9 protein-coding genes are annotated in these 14,685 nt (G+C 69.3%); 5 read left to right on the top strand and 4 right to left on the bottom strand.

Annotated elements, in window-relative coordinates; genetic code table 11:
- Position 1 precedes the first annotated feature (1 nt).
- From ACG0Z3_RS02135 to ACG0Z3_RS02120, 4 genes are all read right to left on the bottom strand, one after another.
- The gene (locus tag ACG0Z3_RS02135; RefSeq protein ID WP_394394854.1) at positions 2-3,163 is read right to left on the bottom strand and encodes a TonB-dependent receptor; all 3,162 of its coding nucleotides are present in this window, start codon (positions 3,161-3,163) and stop codon (positions 2-4) included.
- A 203-nt stretch (positions 3,164-3,366) separates the two neighbouring features.
- Positions 3,367-5,016 carry a glycoside hydrolase family 43 protein gene (locus ACG0Z3_RS02130; RefSeq protein WP_394394852.1) on the bottom strand — a complete coding sequence of 550 codons (1,650 nt, stop codon included), beginning with the start codon at positions 5,014-5,016 and terminating at the stop codon, positions 3,367-3,369.
- Between the two features lie 205 nt (positions 5,017-5,221).
- Positions 5,222-8,065, bottom strand: a complete 2,844-nt coding sequence (locus ACG0Z3_RS02125) for a TonB-dependent receptor domain-containing protein (RefSeq protein WP_394394850.1) — start codon at positions 8,063-8,065, stop codon at positions 5,222-5,224.
- Positions 8,066-8,129: 64 nt separating this feature from the next.
- Positions 8,130-8,897 (bottom strand): FadR/GntR family transcriptional regulator, encoded by a 768-nt coding sequence (locus ACG0Z3_RS02120; protein ID WP_394394848.1) that lies wholly within the window; start codon positions 8,895-8,897, stop codon positions 8,130-8,132.
- A gap of 175 nt (positions 8,898-9,072) precedes the next feature.
- On the opposite strand from ACG0Z3_RS02120, the gene ACG0Z3_RS02115 reads away from it, so the two are divergent.
- The 5 genes from ACG0Z3_RS02115 (at position 9,073) to ACG0Z3_RS02095 (ending at position 14,684) form a co-directional block, all read left to right on the top strand.
- The gene (locus ACG0Z3_RS02115) at positions 9,073-10,230 is read left to right on the top strand and encodes a mandelate racemase family protein (protein WP_394394846.1); all 1,158 of its coding nucleotides are present in this window, start codon (positions 9,073-9,075) and stop codon (positions 10,228-10,230) included.
- A gap of 113 nt (positions 10,231-10,343) precedes the next feature.
- A complete protein-coding gene (locus ACG0Z3_RS02110) occupies positions 10,344-11,966 on the top strand; it encodes an ABC transporter substrate-binding protein (protein ID WP_394394844.1) in 1,623 nt (540 codons plus the stop codon).
- A complete protein-coding gene (locus ACG0Z3_RS02105; protein WP_268166356.1) occupies positions 11,963-12,970 on the top strand; it encodes an ABC transporter permease in 1,008 nt (335 codons plus the stop codon). Before ACG0Z3_RS02110 ends, ACG0Z3_RS02105 begins: the two co-directional genes overlap by 4 nt.
- Positions 12,967-13,857: an ABC transporter permease gene (locus tag ACG0Z3_RS02100; RefSeq protein WP_394394841.1), complete on the top strand. Its 891-nt coding sequence runs from the start codon at positions 12,967-12,969 to the stop codon at positions 13,855-13,857. Before ACG0Z3_RS02105 ends, ACG0Z3_RS02100 begins: the two co-directional genes overlap by 4 nt.
- Positions 13,854-14,684 (top strand): ABC transporter ATP-binding protein, encoded by an 831-nt coding sequence (locus tag ACG0Z3_RS02095; protein WP_394394840.1) that lies wholly within the window; start codon positions 13,854-13,856, stop codon positions 14,682-14,684. Before ACG0Z3_RS02100 ends, ACG0Z3_RS02095 begins: the two co-directional genes overlap by 4 nt.
- Position 14,685: the final 1 nt, after the last annotated feature.

Below are 14,685 nucleotides of genomic sequence, written 5' to 3'. Positions count from 1 at the left end.
CTCAGAAGGCCATGCGCATGGACACGTTGTAGCTGGGGCCCGGCTTGTACTCGTCGAACGTGGCGCCCGGGAACTGCACCCAGGTGCGGCTGATCGCATTGGTGGCGTTCCAGACGCTGAGATTCAGGCTGGTGTCGTACTTGAAGCCGAAGGCCTGCTTGAAGTTGAGGCCGGCCGACAGGTCGTACTGCGTGCGCGCCGTCGTCCACATGTAGGCGGCCGGCGTGGACAGGCCCACGCTGGAGCCCACGATGTGCTCGGCCTGGTGCTGGCGCGAGACGCGCAAGCTGTAGCCGTCGCGCTCGTAGTACAGCGTCAGGTTGTCGGTGCGCGGCGGCACACCGGCCACCGGCAGCGCATTGGGCAGCGTGTCGGTCTGCTTGGTGTAGGTGTAGTTGGCCGTGAAGCCGAAGCCCTTGACCGGCAGGAAGTCCAGCGGCTGCTGCCAGGTCAGCTCGGCGCCGCGCACCTTCAGCTTGGCGCTGATGTTGAAGGGCTCGGTGATCTCGACGAGGTGGCGGTCACGCCCGCCGCTGGCGGTGACGGACTGGGTCTGCGCATCGGTCAGGCCCACGGTGCCGTACAGCGCGTCCAGCTGCGCCAGCGTGTAGCTGACGATGCGGTTGGCGGGGCGGCCTGTCAGGTCCTTGCCGAAGGCACTCAGCGCCACATAGGCCTCGCGGCTCATGTAGTACTCCAGCGCCAGGTCGAAGTTGTTGGACTTGAACGGCGACAGCTTGGGGTTGGTCAGGTTGCCCTGGCGCGCGCCCTGGTCACCGATGGTCAGGCGGGTCTGGCGCAGGTCGGCCGGGTTGGCCCGCGTCATGGACTTGGAGCCCGAGGCCCGCGCGATCAGGCTGGGCGTGATGTTGTAGGCCAGCGAGAAGGACGGCAGCAGGTTGGTGTAAACCGTGGACTCGTAGTTCCAGACGGCGATGTTGTCGTACTGGCCGCCATTGCCGATGCCGGTGTTGCGCGGGTCGGCCTGGGCGACGACCTCGCCGATGGTCTGCTGCGTCTCGGTGAGGCGCAGGCCGGCGTTGTAGCGCAGCGTGCGACCGAAGGGCTTGAGGATGCCGGTGGCCTCGGCGTAGGCGCCGAACACCTCCTCGCGGATATAGCCGCCGCTGCCGTTGTTGAAGCCGCGGCGGATGTTGTCGCGGAAATAGGCGTAGTCGGTGTCCTTGGCGAACTTGTCCCAGTTGACGGTGATGAAGCCCTGGCTGGACGCCATTGCGTAGTCCGGCACCTTGGCATTGGGCACGACCGAGCCCAGGTAGGCCAGCGCCGGGGCGCCGGCACTGGAGCCACGGCCGAAGCCGGGGTAGGCCGTGGCGGCATCAGCCATGACGCCGGTGGTCGTGCGGCCGTCGCAGCCCGGCTGGCGCAGCTGAGTGTTGGGCGCGAAGAACCGGTAGTTCATGTTGCCGCCGCAGGCGACGTTCATCCATGCGTCGGCCACGCCGTAGCTGCGGTAGCGGCGCTCGATGTCGTCGTAGGCCACGCCGGCCTTGATGTTGAACATCTCGTCGCCGTATTTGGCGTTGGCACGGAAGCCATTGGTGGTGTTGCGGCGGTCGTACAGGTCCATGCGCAGGCCCGACAGGCCCTGGCCACCCTGGTACCAGCCAAAGTTGGCCGGGTCGTTGATGTTCAGGTTGCTGCCGTAGCGCGGCAGCTCGCCCGGGCGTGAGTTGTCGTAGGTGATGACGGAATTGGGCGAGCGCGTGGCGAGCAGCACCGTGGGCATGTCACGGTAGAAGTCGCTGTAGGTCACGTTGACGTGCGCATCGATCGTCAGGTCGTCGCTGGGGCGCAGCTCGAAGCCGGGGTTGAAGCTCCAGAACTTGGTCTTCTCCTCCATGGGCCGGAACTCCAGCGACCAGAAGGTGTTGGCGAAGGTGGCCTTGGTCAGCACGCAGCCGCTGGTGCAGTCGCTGCGGTCGAACTCCATGCCGATGGGGATGGGCGTGTTCGCGCGGGTGCCGGCGTTCATCGCGTTGTAGACCATCTTGTTGGACTTCTCGGCGCCCATCATGTCCAGGTAGACGTCCCACTTCTCGTTGGGACGCCACTGCAGGCTGACGATGCCGCTGGCGCGTTCGCGCTCGCCTTCGTAGCTGAGGTGGCGGCCCAGGCGGCCCATCAGCGCGTTGTCGATCTGCTTGATGCTGGCACCGGGGTTCAGATCCAGCAGCATCTGGCGGTTGATCTGCGCACCGGGCACGAGCAGGGGGCGCGCATAGGCCGGCAGCGCATCCAGCGCCAGGCCCGAGGGCACGGTGTCGGGCGTTGACTGCGAGCCGCCGCCGGTGTTGTTGGGACTGTCGCTGGCCAGCGCCTGGAAGGACTTGAGCTGGAAGTTGCGCATGTCCACCGTCTGGAAGCCGGTGGTCTTGTACTGCGTGTTGCCCCAGGCCGCGCCGACCAGCACGCCGAAGTCGCCCAGCGTGTTGTGACGCCAGGTGTTGCTGACCAGCGCCGAGCCGGTGTCGCTCCACTTGCCGACCTGGTTGCGGTAGTTGCCGCTGACGGTGAACGCGGAGCGGAAGCCCTGCTTGTCGAACGGGCGCACGCTGCGCATGTCCACCGTGCCGGCGATGCCACCCTCCAGCACGCTGGCGCGCTGGCTCTTGTAGACCGTCGCGCTGCGGAACAGCTCCGACGGCAGGAAGTCCATGTCCACCTCGCGGTTGGCACTGATGGTGCCGCCCCAGTGGCCAGCCGAGGCCGACGCCATGGGCGCACCGTTCAACAGCACGCGCGTGAAGTTGGCGCCCATGCCACGGATGGAGATGTTCAGACCCTCGCCGTCGATGGTGGCGCGGTTCACGCGCACGCCGGGCACGCGGGACAACGAGTCGGCGATGCTGGAATCCGGGAACTTGCCGATGTCCTCAGCGAACACCGTCTCGCTCAGGCCAATGTCGTCGCGCTTCTCGCGCGCGGCATTGGCCAGCGAGCTGCGATAACCGGTCACCGTCACGGTGTCCAGCGTATTGGTCTTGGCGGCGGCCGGCTTGGGTGCGGAGGCCGCGGCGGCCGGGGGCTGCACGCCTTGCGCATAGGCGCAGGCAATCATGCCGGCCAGCGTGGTGGTTGCGAAAACATCGCGCGCCGCGCGCAGGCGTCGCTGACCGACACCCATGAGGGACTGGTTCACTCTTGTCTCCTGGTTGGCCCTGTTCTGGGGGCTCTTGCTGACTGGGTGCGGCCAATGGCCGCCCCGCGATTGCTGGTAAACCAACGCAATATTGGTAACGCAATCATTTCAGTCTAGTCTCGTCCGTTGTCCGACGTCCTATCGTTTTCCCGGTGAGCACGGCGCAGGACCCGGCCGCCCCTCACCGGGACGGGCTGCGACCCTCAAGGCCCCAGCGGCTCGAACTCCACCCAGGCCACATCGGCCGCCGCCGGCTTCGCGCTGCCGCTCAGTGCATACAGGCCCAGGTAGACGCCGGTGAAGCCGGTCGCCGTCTCCGTGGAAAGGCGATGTGTGGGAATGCGGCATAACGGCTGCCAGTCGCCCTGCCCGGCCAGCCGCCAACTGAGCCGGTACTGCTGCGGATCGGCATGCACCTGCAGTTGCACCGCGCCCGCCGCCAGCGCGGCCGACCCCAGCACCTGCGGCTCGCCGCCGGTGCGCAGCACACAGTCGACCCGGCGCTTGTCGGCGCCCGTCACCCGCAGCAGCGCGTGGTGGGATTCGTTCATGCGCAACGCCAGGCCGGCAGCGTCACCGTCGACCTGCGGCTGGAAGTCCAGCTCCGCGGCGAAGCGCTGGTTCAGCCGCTCTTGGCGGCGCCCGACAAAAGTCGGCGTGCCCACCACCTCCAGCCCCATGCGCGCGCCGATCAGGCGCAGACGCCCCGGCTTGTCGGTCAGCGACCACTGGCCCGCCGCCAGCGTGCGCAGGAAGACCCAGTGCGGCGGCAGCGGCCGGTCGGCCACGAAACGCTCACGCAACGGCGGCGCCGGCCAGGGCTGCCAGCTCGGCAGGCCCGCGGTGGGCTGGGGCTGGGCCAGCGCGCCGTTCTGGCCGAACACCGGCCAGCCGTCCGCCCGCCAGCGCACCGGGGACAGCAGCGTCTCCCGGCCGATGTGGTGGTGGCGCTGGCCGTCGGCCGCCTGCGGCCGGATGGCCAGCAGCGTGGCCCACCATTCACCCTGCGGCGTGGTCACGAGGTCGGCATGACCCAGCGCCTGCAAGGGGTGCTCGGGCAGATGGCGGTGCGTCAGGACGGGGTTGTCGGGATGGGGCTCGAACGGCCCCCACGGCGAGCGCGAACGGGCCATGGTGATGCGGTGGTCGTACGACGTACCGCCCTCGGCAATCATGAGGTAGTACCAACCGTCGCGCTTGTACAGATGGGGCCCCTCGGGCCAGATGCCACCCATGCCGCTCCACACCAGGCGGGGCTCCTCCAGCAGCTTGCCGGCCTTCAGGTCCACGCGGGCCTGGTAGACGCCGCCGTTGCGGCCGCCGCCGTGGCGCGTGTAGTACACGGTGCCGTCGTCGTCGAAGAAGAAGGACGGGTCCATGCCGAACACGTTCTCGGGCAGACGCACGGGGTCGGACCACGGGCCGGCCGGGTTGTCCGCAGTGAGGAAGAAGTTGCCGATGCCGCCCACATCCGTGGTGACGATGTAGAAGCGCCCGCCCTCGCAGCGGATGGTGGGCGCGAAGATGGCCTGCGAGCTCTTGCGGCCCACGAACGTGAGCTGGCTTTCGCGGCTCAGCGCATTGCCGATCAGACGCCAGTGCACCAGGTCCCGGCTGTGGTAGACCGGCAGGCCGGGCAGATACTCGAAGGTACTGGTGACGAGGTAGAAGTCCTCCCCCGTTCGGCACACGCTGGGGTCGGACGCGAAGCCGCTGAGCACCGGGTTGTCGAACGTGGCCGGCCTGGCCGCCGGCGCCTCTGCGGCGGCCTGCAAAGCGCCCACGCCAAACGCCATCGCCGCCGACAACGCCACACCGGCCCGCCGCCATCCACACCCGCGACCTTGTCTCATGCTTGCCTCATCGTTGTTTGAATAACAAGCAAATGATAGCGATATCACTCCTTGGTTATGCGCCGACTGCCATGCAGCACGGCCTTGCTTTGCGCGCGTAAAAAAGCCCCGACATCAGCCGGGGCGTAAAGGCCTTCGCCGGCACTGTCGTGGCAGGCCACGACAGGCTCGAAGACACCAGGGAGAGCAGGCCGGGTGCGGCGCCTCAGAAGCGGTAGTCGGCCGTCAGCACATAGGCACGGCCCAGCACGTCGGCGACGCTGGTGAGGTAGCCGCGGTAGGCGGTGTGGTTGGTCAGCGGCGGGGCCTTGTCCAGCAGGTTGCTGACGCCCAGCGACAGCTTGACGTTCTTGATGCCGCTGTACTTCACCATCAGGTTGTACTGGGCGTAGGCGGCCACGTCGCGCGGCCCGGTGGTGCCGGCGCCGGTGGCGGCCGCGAGGTTCTGGTCAACGATCTTGCTCTGGTAGCGCTGGGACAGCTGCACCATCCAGTCGGCGCCCTGCCAGGCGACCTGGGCCGTGTGGCGCCAGCGGTTGTTGAGGCCGCGCGTCGCGTTGGACAGGCCGGCATTCGGGTTCACAGGCACCACGTCGTTGTAGTAGCCCAGCGCCGAGACCCAGTTGCCGCCGTTGACACCTTCCGAGCGCGCATCCCAGCGCGTCAGGTAGGCGATGTCGATGCCACCGGACAGCGTGCCCCAGGCCTGCTTGGGCGCCACGTACTTGACGCTCGCGTCCAGCCCCGCGCCTCGCATCGAGCCGACGTTGGACGGCGTGTTGATGACCGCATCGCGCGAGCCGGTGGCTGACAGCACGCCCAGCGTGCCGTCGGCGTTGCGCAGGTACAGGCTGGGGTAGGTGGCCGGGTTGGCCAGGATGTAGTCGATAGCGCGGTTGCCGATGACGTCGTCGATCTGCGTGCGCCAGTAGTCCAGCGTCAGCGTCAGGTTCTTCAGCGGCTCGAAGCCGGCGCCGAAGGTCAGGCTGCGCGAGGTCTCGGGCTGCACGCCGGCGTTGTTGGGCACCTTGGTGATCTGGTTGTAGCCGGTCAGGCCGCAGACCAGTTCGGGCGCAAAGCCAGCCTTGGCCGTCGGCACGCCGTTGACCGTGGGGCAGTTCAGCGGGTCGTTGAACACCGGGATCAGCGTGCGCTCGGTTTCCTTGGTGTAGATCTCGGGCAGGCTGGGCGCGCGGTAGCCGGTGTTGGCCGAGGCGCGCAGCACCAGGCTCTTCAGCGGCGTCCAACGTGCGCTGAGCTTGGGGTTCACGGTGGTCTCGCCCAGGTCGCCATACTTGTCGCCACGCACCGAGGCGTTCAGCGTCAGGTCGCGGCGGATAGGCGCATCCAGCTCGGCATACAGCGACGTGATGGTGCGGCCGATCTGCGTGCTGGTGGCCGAGGTGGCACCGCTGGCGAGGTTGTCGCCGCCCAGCAGGTCGATCTGGCCGTTCAGCGCGGCGGACACGTCGTTGGCGGCCTGGCCGATGGCGCGCCAGGTGTCGCGGCGCAGCTCGCCGCCCATGGCCAGCATCATGTCGCCGCCGGACAGCTTCATCACGGCGCGCGAAAAGGTCGCATCCAGGCTGCTGTTCTCGGCCCGGTGCAGGCGCAGCGTGCGACCGTCCAGCGACGCCCCGGCCAGCAGCTCCAGCCCGGCCGCATCCTGCAGGCCGAAGGGGTTGAGCTTGGGGTCGAGGTACAGCGTGCGCGACGTCGTGCCCTGCACGCTGGCGATTCCGCTCACCTTCAGCCAGCCCGAGCCGGCCTTGGTGTTGCGCTCCGAGCGGCCGTAGTTCAGCCCGGCACGGTAATCCCAGTTGCCGAGCACGCCTTCGGCGGTCAGCACCAGGCGGTCATTGCTGTGCACGTCGTTGCGGATGCGCGCGCCGGCGTCTGCCACCGACCACAGCACGTCGATGGGCCGGCCGGCCAGGTTCAGCCCGGCCACCGCCGGCACCTTGCCATTGCCCGGGTAGTAGGGATGGGTGCTGGTCAGGCGCACCGTGGGCGCGGCGGGGTTGTTGTACTGGTCGACCTCGAACTGGCTGTGATTGAACTCGGCCGTCAGCAAGTGGTCGCCCGGCAACTGCAGCTTGCCCTGCGCGTAGAAGTTCAGGATGCCGTTGCGGTTGCCGAACGTCGTGTACTGGGTGTTGGCGTCCAGGAAGCAGGTCTGGCGGCCGCCCGAGGTGCTGGGCACCGAGTACGGCGGCAGACAGCCGGTGGCGTACATCGGGTTGTGGCGTACCGTGCGCAGCGACGTGGTCGGGTTGGTGGGATCGGTGAAGTTGCCCGGCGTTGCGGCAGCGCCCAGGCCCGGCGCCGTGCTGATGCCCAGCGCCGTCAGCGCCGAGCCGTCCGTCAGCTCGGGCCGTGCCGAGCGGGGCAGTTCCTCGCGCTTCTGGATGTCGAACGCGGCATAAACGTTCCAGCGGTCCTGCGCCAGGTCGCCCACGCCGGCGATCAGGCCCAGCGCCCGCGTGGCGCCACCGCCCGAGCGCTCGGGCTGCATGACCTCCACCTTGATGCCCACACCGGTGTAGGCCGGCAGCGTGTAAAAGGCCTGCACGCCACCCATTGCGTCGGAGCCGTAACTGGACGAGGCGCCGTCGCGCAAGATGTCCACATGGCTCATCGCCATGCGCGGCATCACGTTGACGCTGACGTACTGATTGGTCAGCGGCTCCTTGGCCAGGCGGCGACCGTTCAGCAGCGTCAGCGTGCGCATGGGGCCGAAGCCACGCAGGCTGGTCATGGGCCCGGCCGTGCCGGCATTGGTGCCGAGCGAATTGGCTTGCGGCAACTCCAGCATCATGTCCTTGAGCTCGGTGTTGACGCGGGCGCTCAGCTCGGTCGCCTTCATCGACGTGACTGGCAGCGCCGCCTCGTCATTGATGGAGCGCCGGATGATGGAGCCGGTGACTTCCACGCGCTCGATGACGGCGCGCTCCGGCTCCTGCGCCAGCACGGGCGTGCCGACCAGGCTCATCAACGCAAGCGCGATCGCGCTGGGGCGGGCGCCCGAGGGGCGGCGGGGGTGGTGCATGTCTTGTCTCCTGTGAGGGGCGGAAAGGGGCGCGGCCTCTGCGTGCCTGGGCCCCGGGGGCGGGTCAGCGGCTCGCGGTCTTCATGCGCTCGCGGCTGTTGTTGAGGTGCATGAACATGGCCGCCCGCGCGCCAGCGGCGTCGCCGCGGCGGATGGCCTCCAGCACGGCCCAGTGCTCCTGGGCCGTGATCTCCTTGCCCGGCCGCAGCTCGGGCGACGACTCGCCGAAGCGTGCGGCCTTCGTGGCGCTGGTACTGGTGCTGGTGCGGCGGGCTGCCGCCTGGCGCGGCATGGTGGCGTTGCCCAGCGTGCGCAGCACGTGCGAGAAATATTCGTTGCCGGTGGCCTGGGCGATCAGCTCGTGGAAGCGGAAGTCCGCCTCGGCCGTGCCCTCGCCTGTGGTGTGCTGGGTATCGAAGTCGTCCAGAGCCTGCTCCATCGCGCGCAACTGCTCGGGCGTGCGCCGCTGGGCGGCCAGCGCAGCGGCCTCCGGCTCCAGGCTCAGGCGCAGCTCCAGCATGGCCAGCTTCTGCTGCAGCTTCAGCTCCGCACCGGCTGCCTGCTGCAGCGACGGCAGACGCACCTGCGGCGCCAGCACGAAGCTGCCCACGCCCTGCTGCGTGCGCAGCAACCCGCTGGCCTGCAGCCGCGACACGGCCTCGCGCACCACGCTGCGGCTGACGCCAAACTCTTGCATCAGCACCGGCTCGGTGGGCACGCGGTCACCCGGCTTCAGCGCGCCACTGGCGATGCGCTCCGACAAGCCGTCGACGACGCGCTGCGACAGGCTGGGCGGGCGGGCACTGGCGGGTGAGGGGGCGTTGCTGTTCATGGCGGGTCTACTGTGTCGCCAAGTCATCTGACGACTGATGTCAGTATAGGCAAACCATCCCATCTTTGTTGACACGCCATCCGCGATTTAATCGTGGTTTTCCCTGAAAACACTGGCAATTCGTCGCTCGCTATGTACACTGCATGTCATCAGACGACTGACGAGATTGCAGACCATGATCAAGATTGAAAGCGTGCGCGCCGTCGAATTCACGCACCCCACACGGCGCTCGGTCGACGCCGCCGGCCACTCCCACCCCGGCCCGCTGGGCACGGGCCACCTGGCGCTGCTGAGCATCCGCAGCACCGATGGCGTGGAAGGCCACTGCTTCGCGCCGCCGCAGGTGGTGCGCCCGCACGTGCTGAACCAATTCGTGCGCCGCGTGCTGGTGGGCGGCGATGCGCTGCAACGCGAGAAGCTGTGGTGCGAGCTGGAGCACTGGCAGCGCGGCAGCGCCGGCCAGCTGACCGATCGGGCGCTGGGCGCCGTCGACAGCGCACTGCACGACCTCATCGGCCGCACGCTGGGCGTGCCGGTCTACCAGCTGCTGGGCGGCTACCGTGACAAGGTGCCCGCCTACGGCAGCACCATGTGCGGTGACGAACTCAAAGGCGGCCTGTCCACCCCCGAGGAATACGCCGACTTCGCGCGTCAGCTCGTGGCACGCGGCTACAAGGCCATCAAGCTGCACACCTGGATGCCGCCGGTCTCGTTCGCGCCCAGCGTCGCGATGGACATCAAGGCCTGCACCGCCGTGCGCGAGGCGGTAGGGCCGGACATCGAGCTCATGCTGGACGGCTACCACGAATACAGCCGCACCGACGCGTTGCGCATCGGCCGCGCGCTGGAGGAGCTGAACTTCGCGTGGTTCGAGGAAATGATGAACGAGCAGAGCACGGCCTCCTACACCTGGCTGGCCGGCCAGCTCGACGTGCCGCTGCTCGGCCCCGAGAGCCTGTCGGGCAAGCACTATGCGCGGGCCGACTGGGTCAAGGCCGGCGCCAGCGACATCCTGCGTGCTGGCGTCACCGGCTGCGGCGGCATCGCGCCGACGATGAAGGTGGCCCACCTGGCCGAGTCCTTCGGCATGAACTGCGAGGTGCACGGCAACGGCGCGCCCAACCTGGCCGTCGTCGGCGCCATCCGCAACTGCCGCTGGTACGAGCGCGGCCTGCTGCACCCCTTCCTGGACTACGACGAGGTGCCCGCGTATATGAACGCCCTCGTCGACCCCATGGACACGGACGGCTTCGTGCACCTGCCGCAGCAGCCGGGCCTGGGCGAAGACATCAACTTCGACTACATCGCGCGCCACACGGTCGCGACGTACTGAAGATGACACCGCCCCTGTTGCGCAAGTTCGTAGGGCGGGTCGCGACCCGCCGACACGATGGGCCCGGCACCACCCCACGGCGGGTCGCGACCCGCCCTACCCGCTGAGCCGCCATGCTGCCCGCTTTGCAACTGCCGCTGCGCCGCCGCAGTCTTCCCGCGCTGCTGGCCGCCGGCTGGGGCGCGGCCCAGGCCGAGTCCCCCGACGACCAGCTGCTGATCGGCATGAGCATGAACAACCTGCTCTCGCTGGACCCGGCCGCCGCCACCGGCCTGGACGCGGCCACCGTGGCCTGCAACCTTTACGACAGCCTGCTCGAAGTCGACGCGGCCGACCCGACGCGGCTGCGCCCCAGCCTCGCACAGTCATGGACCGTGAGCGACGCCGGCCGGCGCCTAACGCTGACGCTGCGCGGCGACGTGCGATTCGCCAGCGGCCGGCCGCTGACGGCCACGCACGCGGCCTGGTCGCTGCAGCGGGTGTTGAAGCTCAACCTCGCGCTGGCGTCGGTGTGGAAGAGCTACGGCTTCACGGCCGCCAACGCCACGACAAACATCCGCGCCGAGGACGTGCAGACGCTGGCCATCGACCTGCCCCAGCCCACCGACCCGGCGCTGGTGCTGATGACGCTGGCCACCTCCATGAGCGGCTACGTGCTGGACCGCGACACCGTGCTCGCCCACGAGCAACGCGGCGACCTCGGCAATGCCTGGCTCACCACGCATGCCGCCGGCTCCGGCGCCTTTGAGCTGGAGGAATGGCGCCCCAAGGAGCTGCTGACCATGCGCCGCGTGGCCACCTACTGGCAGCCCGCGGCCAAGCTGCGCCGCGTGGTCTTCCGCCACATGACCGAGTCGCAGACGCTGCGGCTGATGCTGATGCGCGGCGACCTGGACATCGCCGGCGGCATGTCCGCGCCCGACGTGCGCGCGCTGGCCAAGCGCCCCGAGCTCGTCGTCGAGGAAGTGCGCCGCGCCACGATGTACTACGTGGCCGTCAATGCCCGCCACCCGCGCTTTGCGGACGAACGCGTGCGCCGCGCCGTGCTGCGCCACCTGATTGACTTCCACGGCGTCGCCACCGGCGTGCTGCCCTTCTACGGCGCGCTGCAGATGCGCCCCGTGCCACCGGGGCTGCCGGCCTCGCTGCCGCATCCCGGCTACCGCTTCGACCCCGCCGCCGCACGCCGGCTGCTGGCCGAGGCCGGCCTGCCCGACGGCTTCGACACCACCATCCGCGTCATCGCCGAGGCGCCCTTCACCGGCATCGCCACCAGCCTGCAGGCCACGCTGGCGGAAGGCGGCATCCGCGCCAGTATCCTGCCGGGCACCGGCAATCAGGTCTACGGCGCCATGCGCGAGCGCAGCTTCGAGATCGTTGTCGGTCGCGGCGGCGGGGGCGGTGAGGCGCACCCGCACTCCAGCCTGCGTGCGCTGGTCTACAACCCCGACAACCGCGACAGCGCGCGCCTGAGCAACTTTCAGGGGTGGCGCACCGGCCATGCGGACACGGCACTGAACCGCCTCATCGAACAGGCCCTGCTGGCGCCCGACGCGGTCGCACAGACCGCGCTCTACCACCAAGCACAGCAGCGCTTTGACAGCCACATCGGCGCCATCCAGCCTATTGCGCAGATGCTGGACACGCAGGTGCTGCGCCGCGCCGTGCAGGGCTACCACGGCCACCCTAGCGGCGCGACGCGGCTGCGCGAGGTTCACAAGGAGAGTCGCGCATGACGAGTCGCTGGATGCGCCATGGCGGCAGCGCCGGGCTGGCCCTGCTGGGCCTGCTGCTGCTGACCTTCATGATCGGCCGCGTGATGCCGCTAGACCCGGTGCTGGCCATCGTCGGCCCCGACGCCGACCGCGCCACCTACGAGCAGGTCCACCAGCAGCTCGGCCTGGACCGGCCGCTGTGGGTGCAGTTCGGCCGCTACCTGGGCGACCTCGCGCAGGGCGAGCTCGGCCGCTCGCTGCTCACCGGCCTGCCAGTCACGCAAGACCTGGCCCGCGTCCTGCCTGCCACGCTGGAGCTGGCCACGCTGGCCATCGTGCTCGGCGCGCTGCTGGGAGTGCCGCTGGGCGTGTGGGCGGCCAGTCATCACAAGCGCTGGCCCGATCACGTCGCCCGTGTCGTCGGCCTGCTTGGCCACTCCACGCCGATCTTCTGGTTCGGCATGATGGGCCTGCTGGTGTTCTACGCGTGGCTGGGTTGGGCCGGCGGCATCGGCCGCATCGGCCTGGGGTTCGAGGGCGCCATCCCGCGCGTGACCGGCCTGATGCTCGTCGACACGCTGCTGGCCGGCGACATGGCGGCCTTTCGCAGCGCGCTGCGTCACCTGCTGCTGCCGGCCTGCGTGTTGGGCCTGCACTCCATGGCGTATCTCAGCCGCATGACGCGCAGCTTCATGCTCGCCCAGCTGAGCCAGGAGTACATCACCACCGCGCGCGTCAAGGGCCTCACGCGGCGCCAGGTGGTGTGGGGCCACGCCTTCCTGAACATCCGCGTGCAGCTGCTGACCATCCTGGCGCTGGCCTACGGCGGGCTGCTGGAAGGCGCCGTGCTCGTGGAAACCGTGTTCGGCTGGCCCGGCTTCGGCAGCTACCTGACCGGCAGCCTGCTGCTGGGGGACATGAACGCGGTGATGGGGTCGGTACTGGTCATCGGCCTGCTGTTCGTCACCCTCAACCTGACCGCCGACGCGCTGTACCGCGTGTTCGACCCGCGAGCCCGCACATGACCACCTCCACCCTCCCCGCGCCCGGCGGCGCCTGGCAAGCCTGGTGGGCCGACGCCAGCGCCACCGCGCGCAAGCTGCTCGCCAACCCGCTGACGGCCATCGGCATGGCCGTCATCGCCCTGCTCGTGCTGATGGCGCTGTTCGCACCGTGGATCGCCACCCACGACCCGCTGCGTCAGGACCTCGCCGCCGCATTGCAGCCGCCCAGCAGCATCCACTGGTTCGGCACCGACGAGTTCGGCCGCGACGTCTTCAGCCGCCTCGTGCACGGCACCCGCATCACGCTGTTCATCGTCGTGCTGGTGACGGTCGTGGTGGGCCCGCTGGGCATGGGCATCGGCGTGGTGTCGGGTTACTTCGGCGGCCGCGTCGACCTGCTGTGCATGCGCGTGGCCGACGTCTTCCTGTCCTTCCCCAGCCTGGTGCTGGCGCTGGCCTTCGTTGCTGCCTTGGGCCCGGGGCTGGACCACGCCGTGCTCGCCATCGCGCTGACCGCCTGGCCGGCGATCGCCCGCCTGGCCCGTGCCGAGGCCATGACGCTGCGCAACGCCGACTACATCGTCGCGGCCCAGCTGCAGGGCGCCTCGCACCTGCGCGTGCTGTGCCGACACCTGGCACCGCTGTGCCTGCCGTCGGTGCTGGTGCGGCTGACAATGAACATGGCCTCCGTCGTGCTGACGGCCGCGGGCCTGGGCTTCCTGGGCCTGGGCGCCCAGCCGCCGCTGCCCGAGTGGGGCGCCATGATCTCCGAGGGCCGCCGCTACATGCTGGACAGCTGGTGGACCGTGGCAGCGCCGGGTGCGGCCATCCTGGCCGTCAGCATGGCCTTCAACTTGCTGGGCGACGGCCTCAACGACGCGCTCGACCCGCGCCAATCCTCCTCATGACTGACCACCCCCTGCTGCAGGTCGAAGGCCTGCAAGTCGCCTACGGCAGCACGCCCGTCGTGCATGGCGTGTCCTTCACGCTGGGCCGCGAGAAGCTGGCCGTCGTCGGCGAGTCCGGCTCCGGCAAGACCACCGTCGGCCGCGCGCTGCTGAAACTGCTGCCGCCGCAGGCGCGCATCAGCGCCCGGCGCCTGCAGTTCGACGGCATGGACCTGCTGCGCAGCAGCGAGCGCGACATGCAGGCGCTGCGCGGGCGCCGGCTGTCAATGATCATGCAGGATCCCAAGTACTCGCTGAACCCGGTCATGAGCATCGGGCAGCAGATCGGCGAGGCCGTGCGGCGCACCGAGACACTGACGCGCGCCGAGTGCGAGGAGCGCATCGAGGCCCTCCTCGCCCGCGTGCGCATCCGCGAGCCCCGCCGCGTGGCGGCGCAGTACCCGCACGAGCTGTCCGGCGGCATGGGCCAACGCGTGATGATCGCGATGATGCTGGCCCAGCGCCCCCAGTTGCTGATCGCCGATGAGCCCACCTCGGCTCTGGACGTGTCGGTCCGCCAGGAGGTGCTGCAGCTGCTGGACGAGCTGGTGGCCGAGCAAGGCCTGGCCCTGCTGTTCATCAGCCACGACCTCCACCTCGTCAGCCGCTTCTGCGACCGCGTGCTGGTGATGTACGGCGGGCGCGTCGTCGAGACGCTGGCCGCTGCCGAGCTGCGCCAGCCCCACCACCCCTACACGCAGGGCCTGATGGCCGCCCTGCCCAGCCTGCGGCAGCGCCGCGCCGTGCTGCCGGTGCTGCAGCGGGATGCCGCCTGGAGTGCCGCATGAG

Origin of the sequence: Pelomonas margarita (assembly GCF_043555875.1) — a bacterium.
Classification (GTDB): Bacteria; Pseudomonadota; Gammaproteobacteria; order Burkholderiales; family Burkholderiaceae_C; genus Pelomonas; species Pelomonas margarita.
Note: the sequence above shows the minus strand (reverse complement) of the source record. Positions and strands in the feature narration are given on the sequence as shown.

Bases quoted from the DNA above. Each gene is read 5' to 3' on its own strand.
- ACG0Z3_RS02130 (WP_394394852.1), bottom strand. From the start codon at position 5,016: ATGAGACAAGGTCGCGGGTGTGGATGGCGGCGGGCCGGTGTGGCGTTG.
- ACG0Z3_RS02125 (WP_394394850.1), bottom strand. From the start codon at position 8,065: ATGCACCACCCCCGCCGCCCCTCGGGCGCCCGCCCCAGCGCGATCGCG.
- ACG0Z3_RS02120 (WP_394394848.1), bottom strand. From the start codon at position 8,897: ATGAACAGCAACGCCCCCTCACCCGCCAGTGCCCGCCCGCCCAGCCTG.
- ACG0Z3_RS02115 (WP_394394846.1), top strand. From the start codon at position 9,073: ATGATCAAGATTGAAAGCGTGCGCGCCGTCGAATTCACGCACCCCACA.
- ACG0Z3_RS02110 (WP_394394844.1), top strand. From the start codon at position 10,344: ATGCTGCCCGCTTTGCAACTGCCGCTGCGCCGCCGCAGTCTTCCCGCG.
- ACG0Z3_RS02105 (WP_268166356.1), top strand. From the start codon at position 11,963: ATGACGAGTCGCTGGATGCGCCATGGCGGCAGCGCCGGGCTGGCCCTG.
- ACG0Z3_RS02100 (WP_394394841.1), top strand. From the start codon at position 12,967: ATGACCACCTCCACCCTCCCCGCGCCCGGCGGCGCCTGGCAAGCCTGG.
- ACG0Z3_RS02095 (WP_394394840.1), top strand. From the start codon at position 13,854: ATGACTGACCACCCCCTGCTGCAGGTCGAAGGCCTGCAAGTCGCCTAC.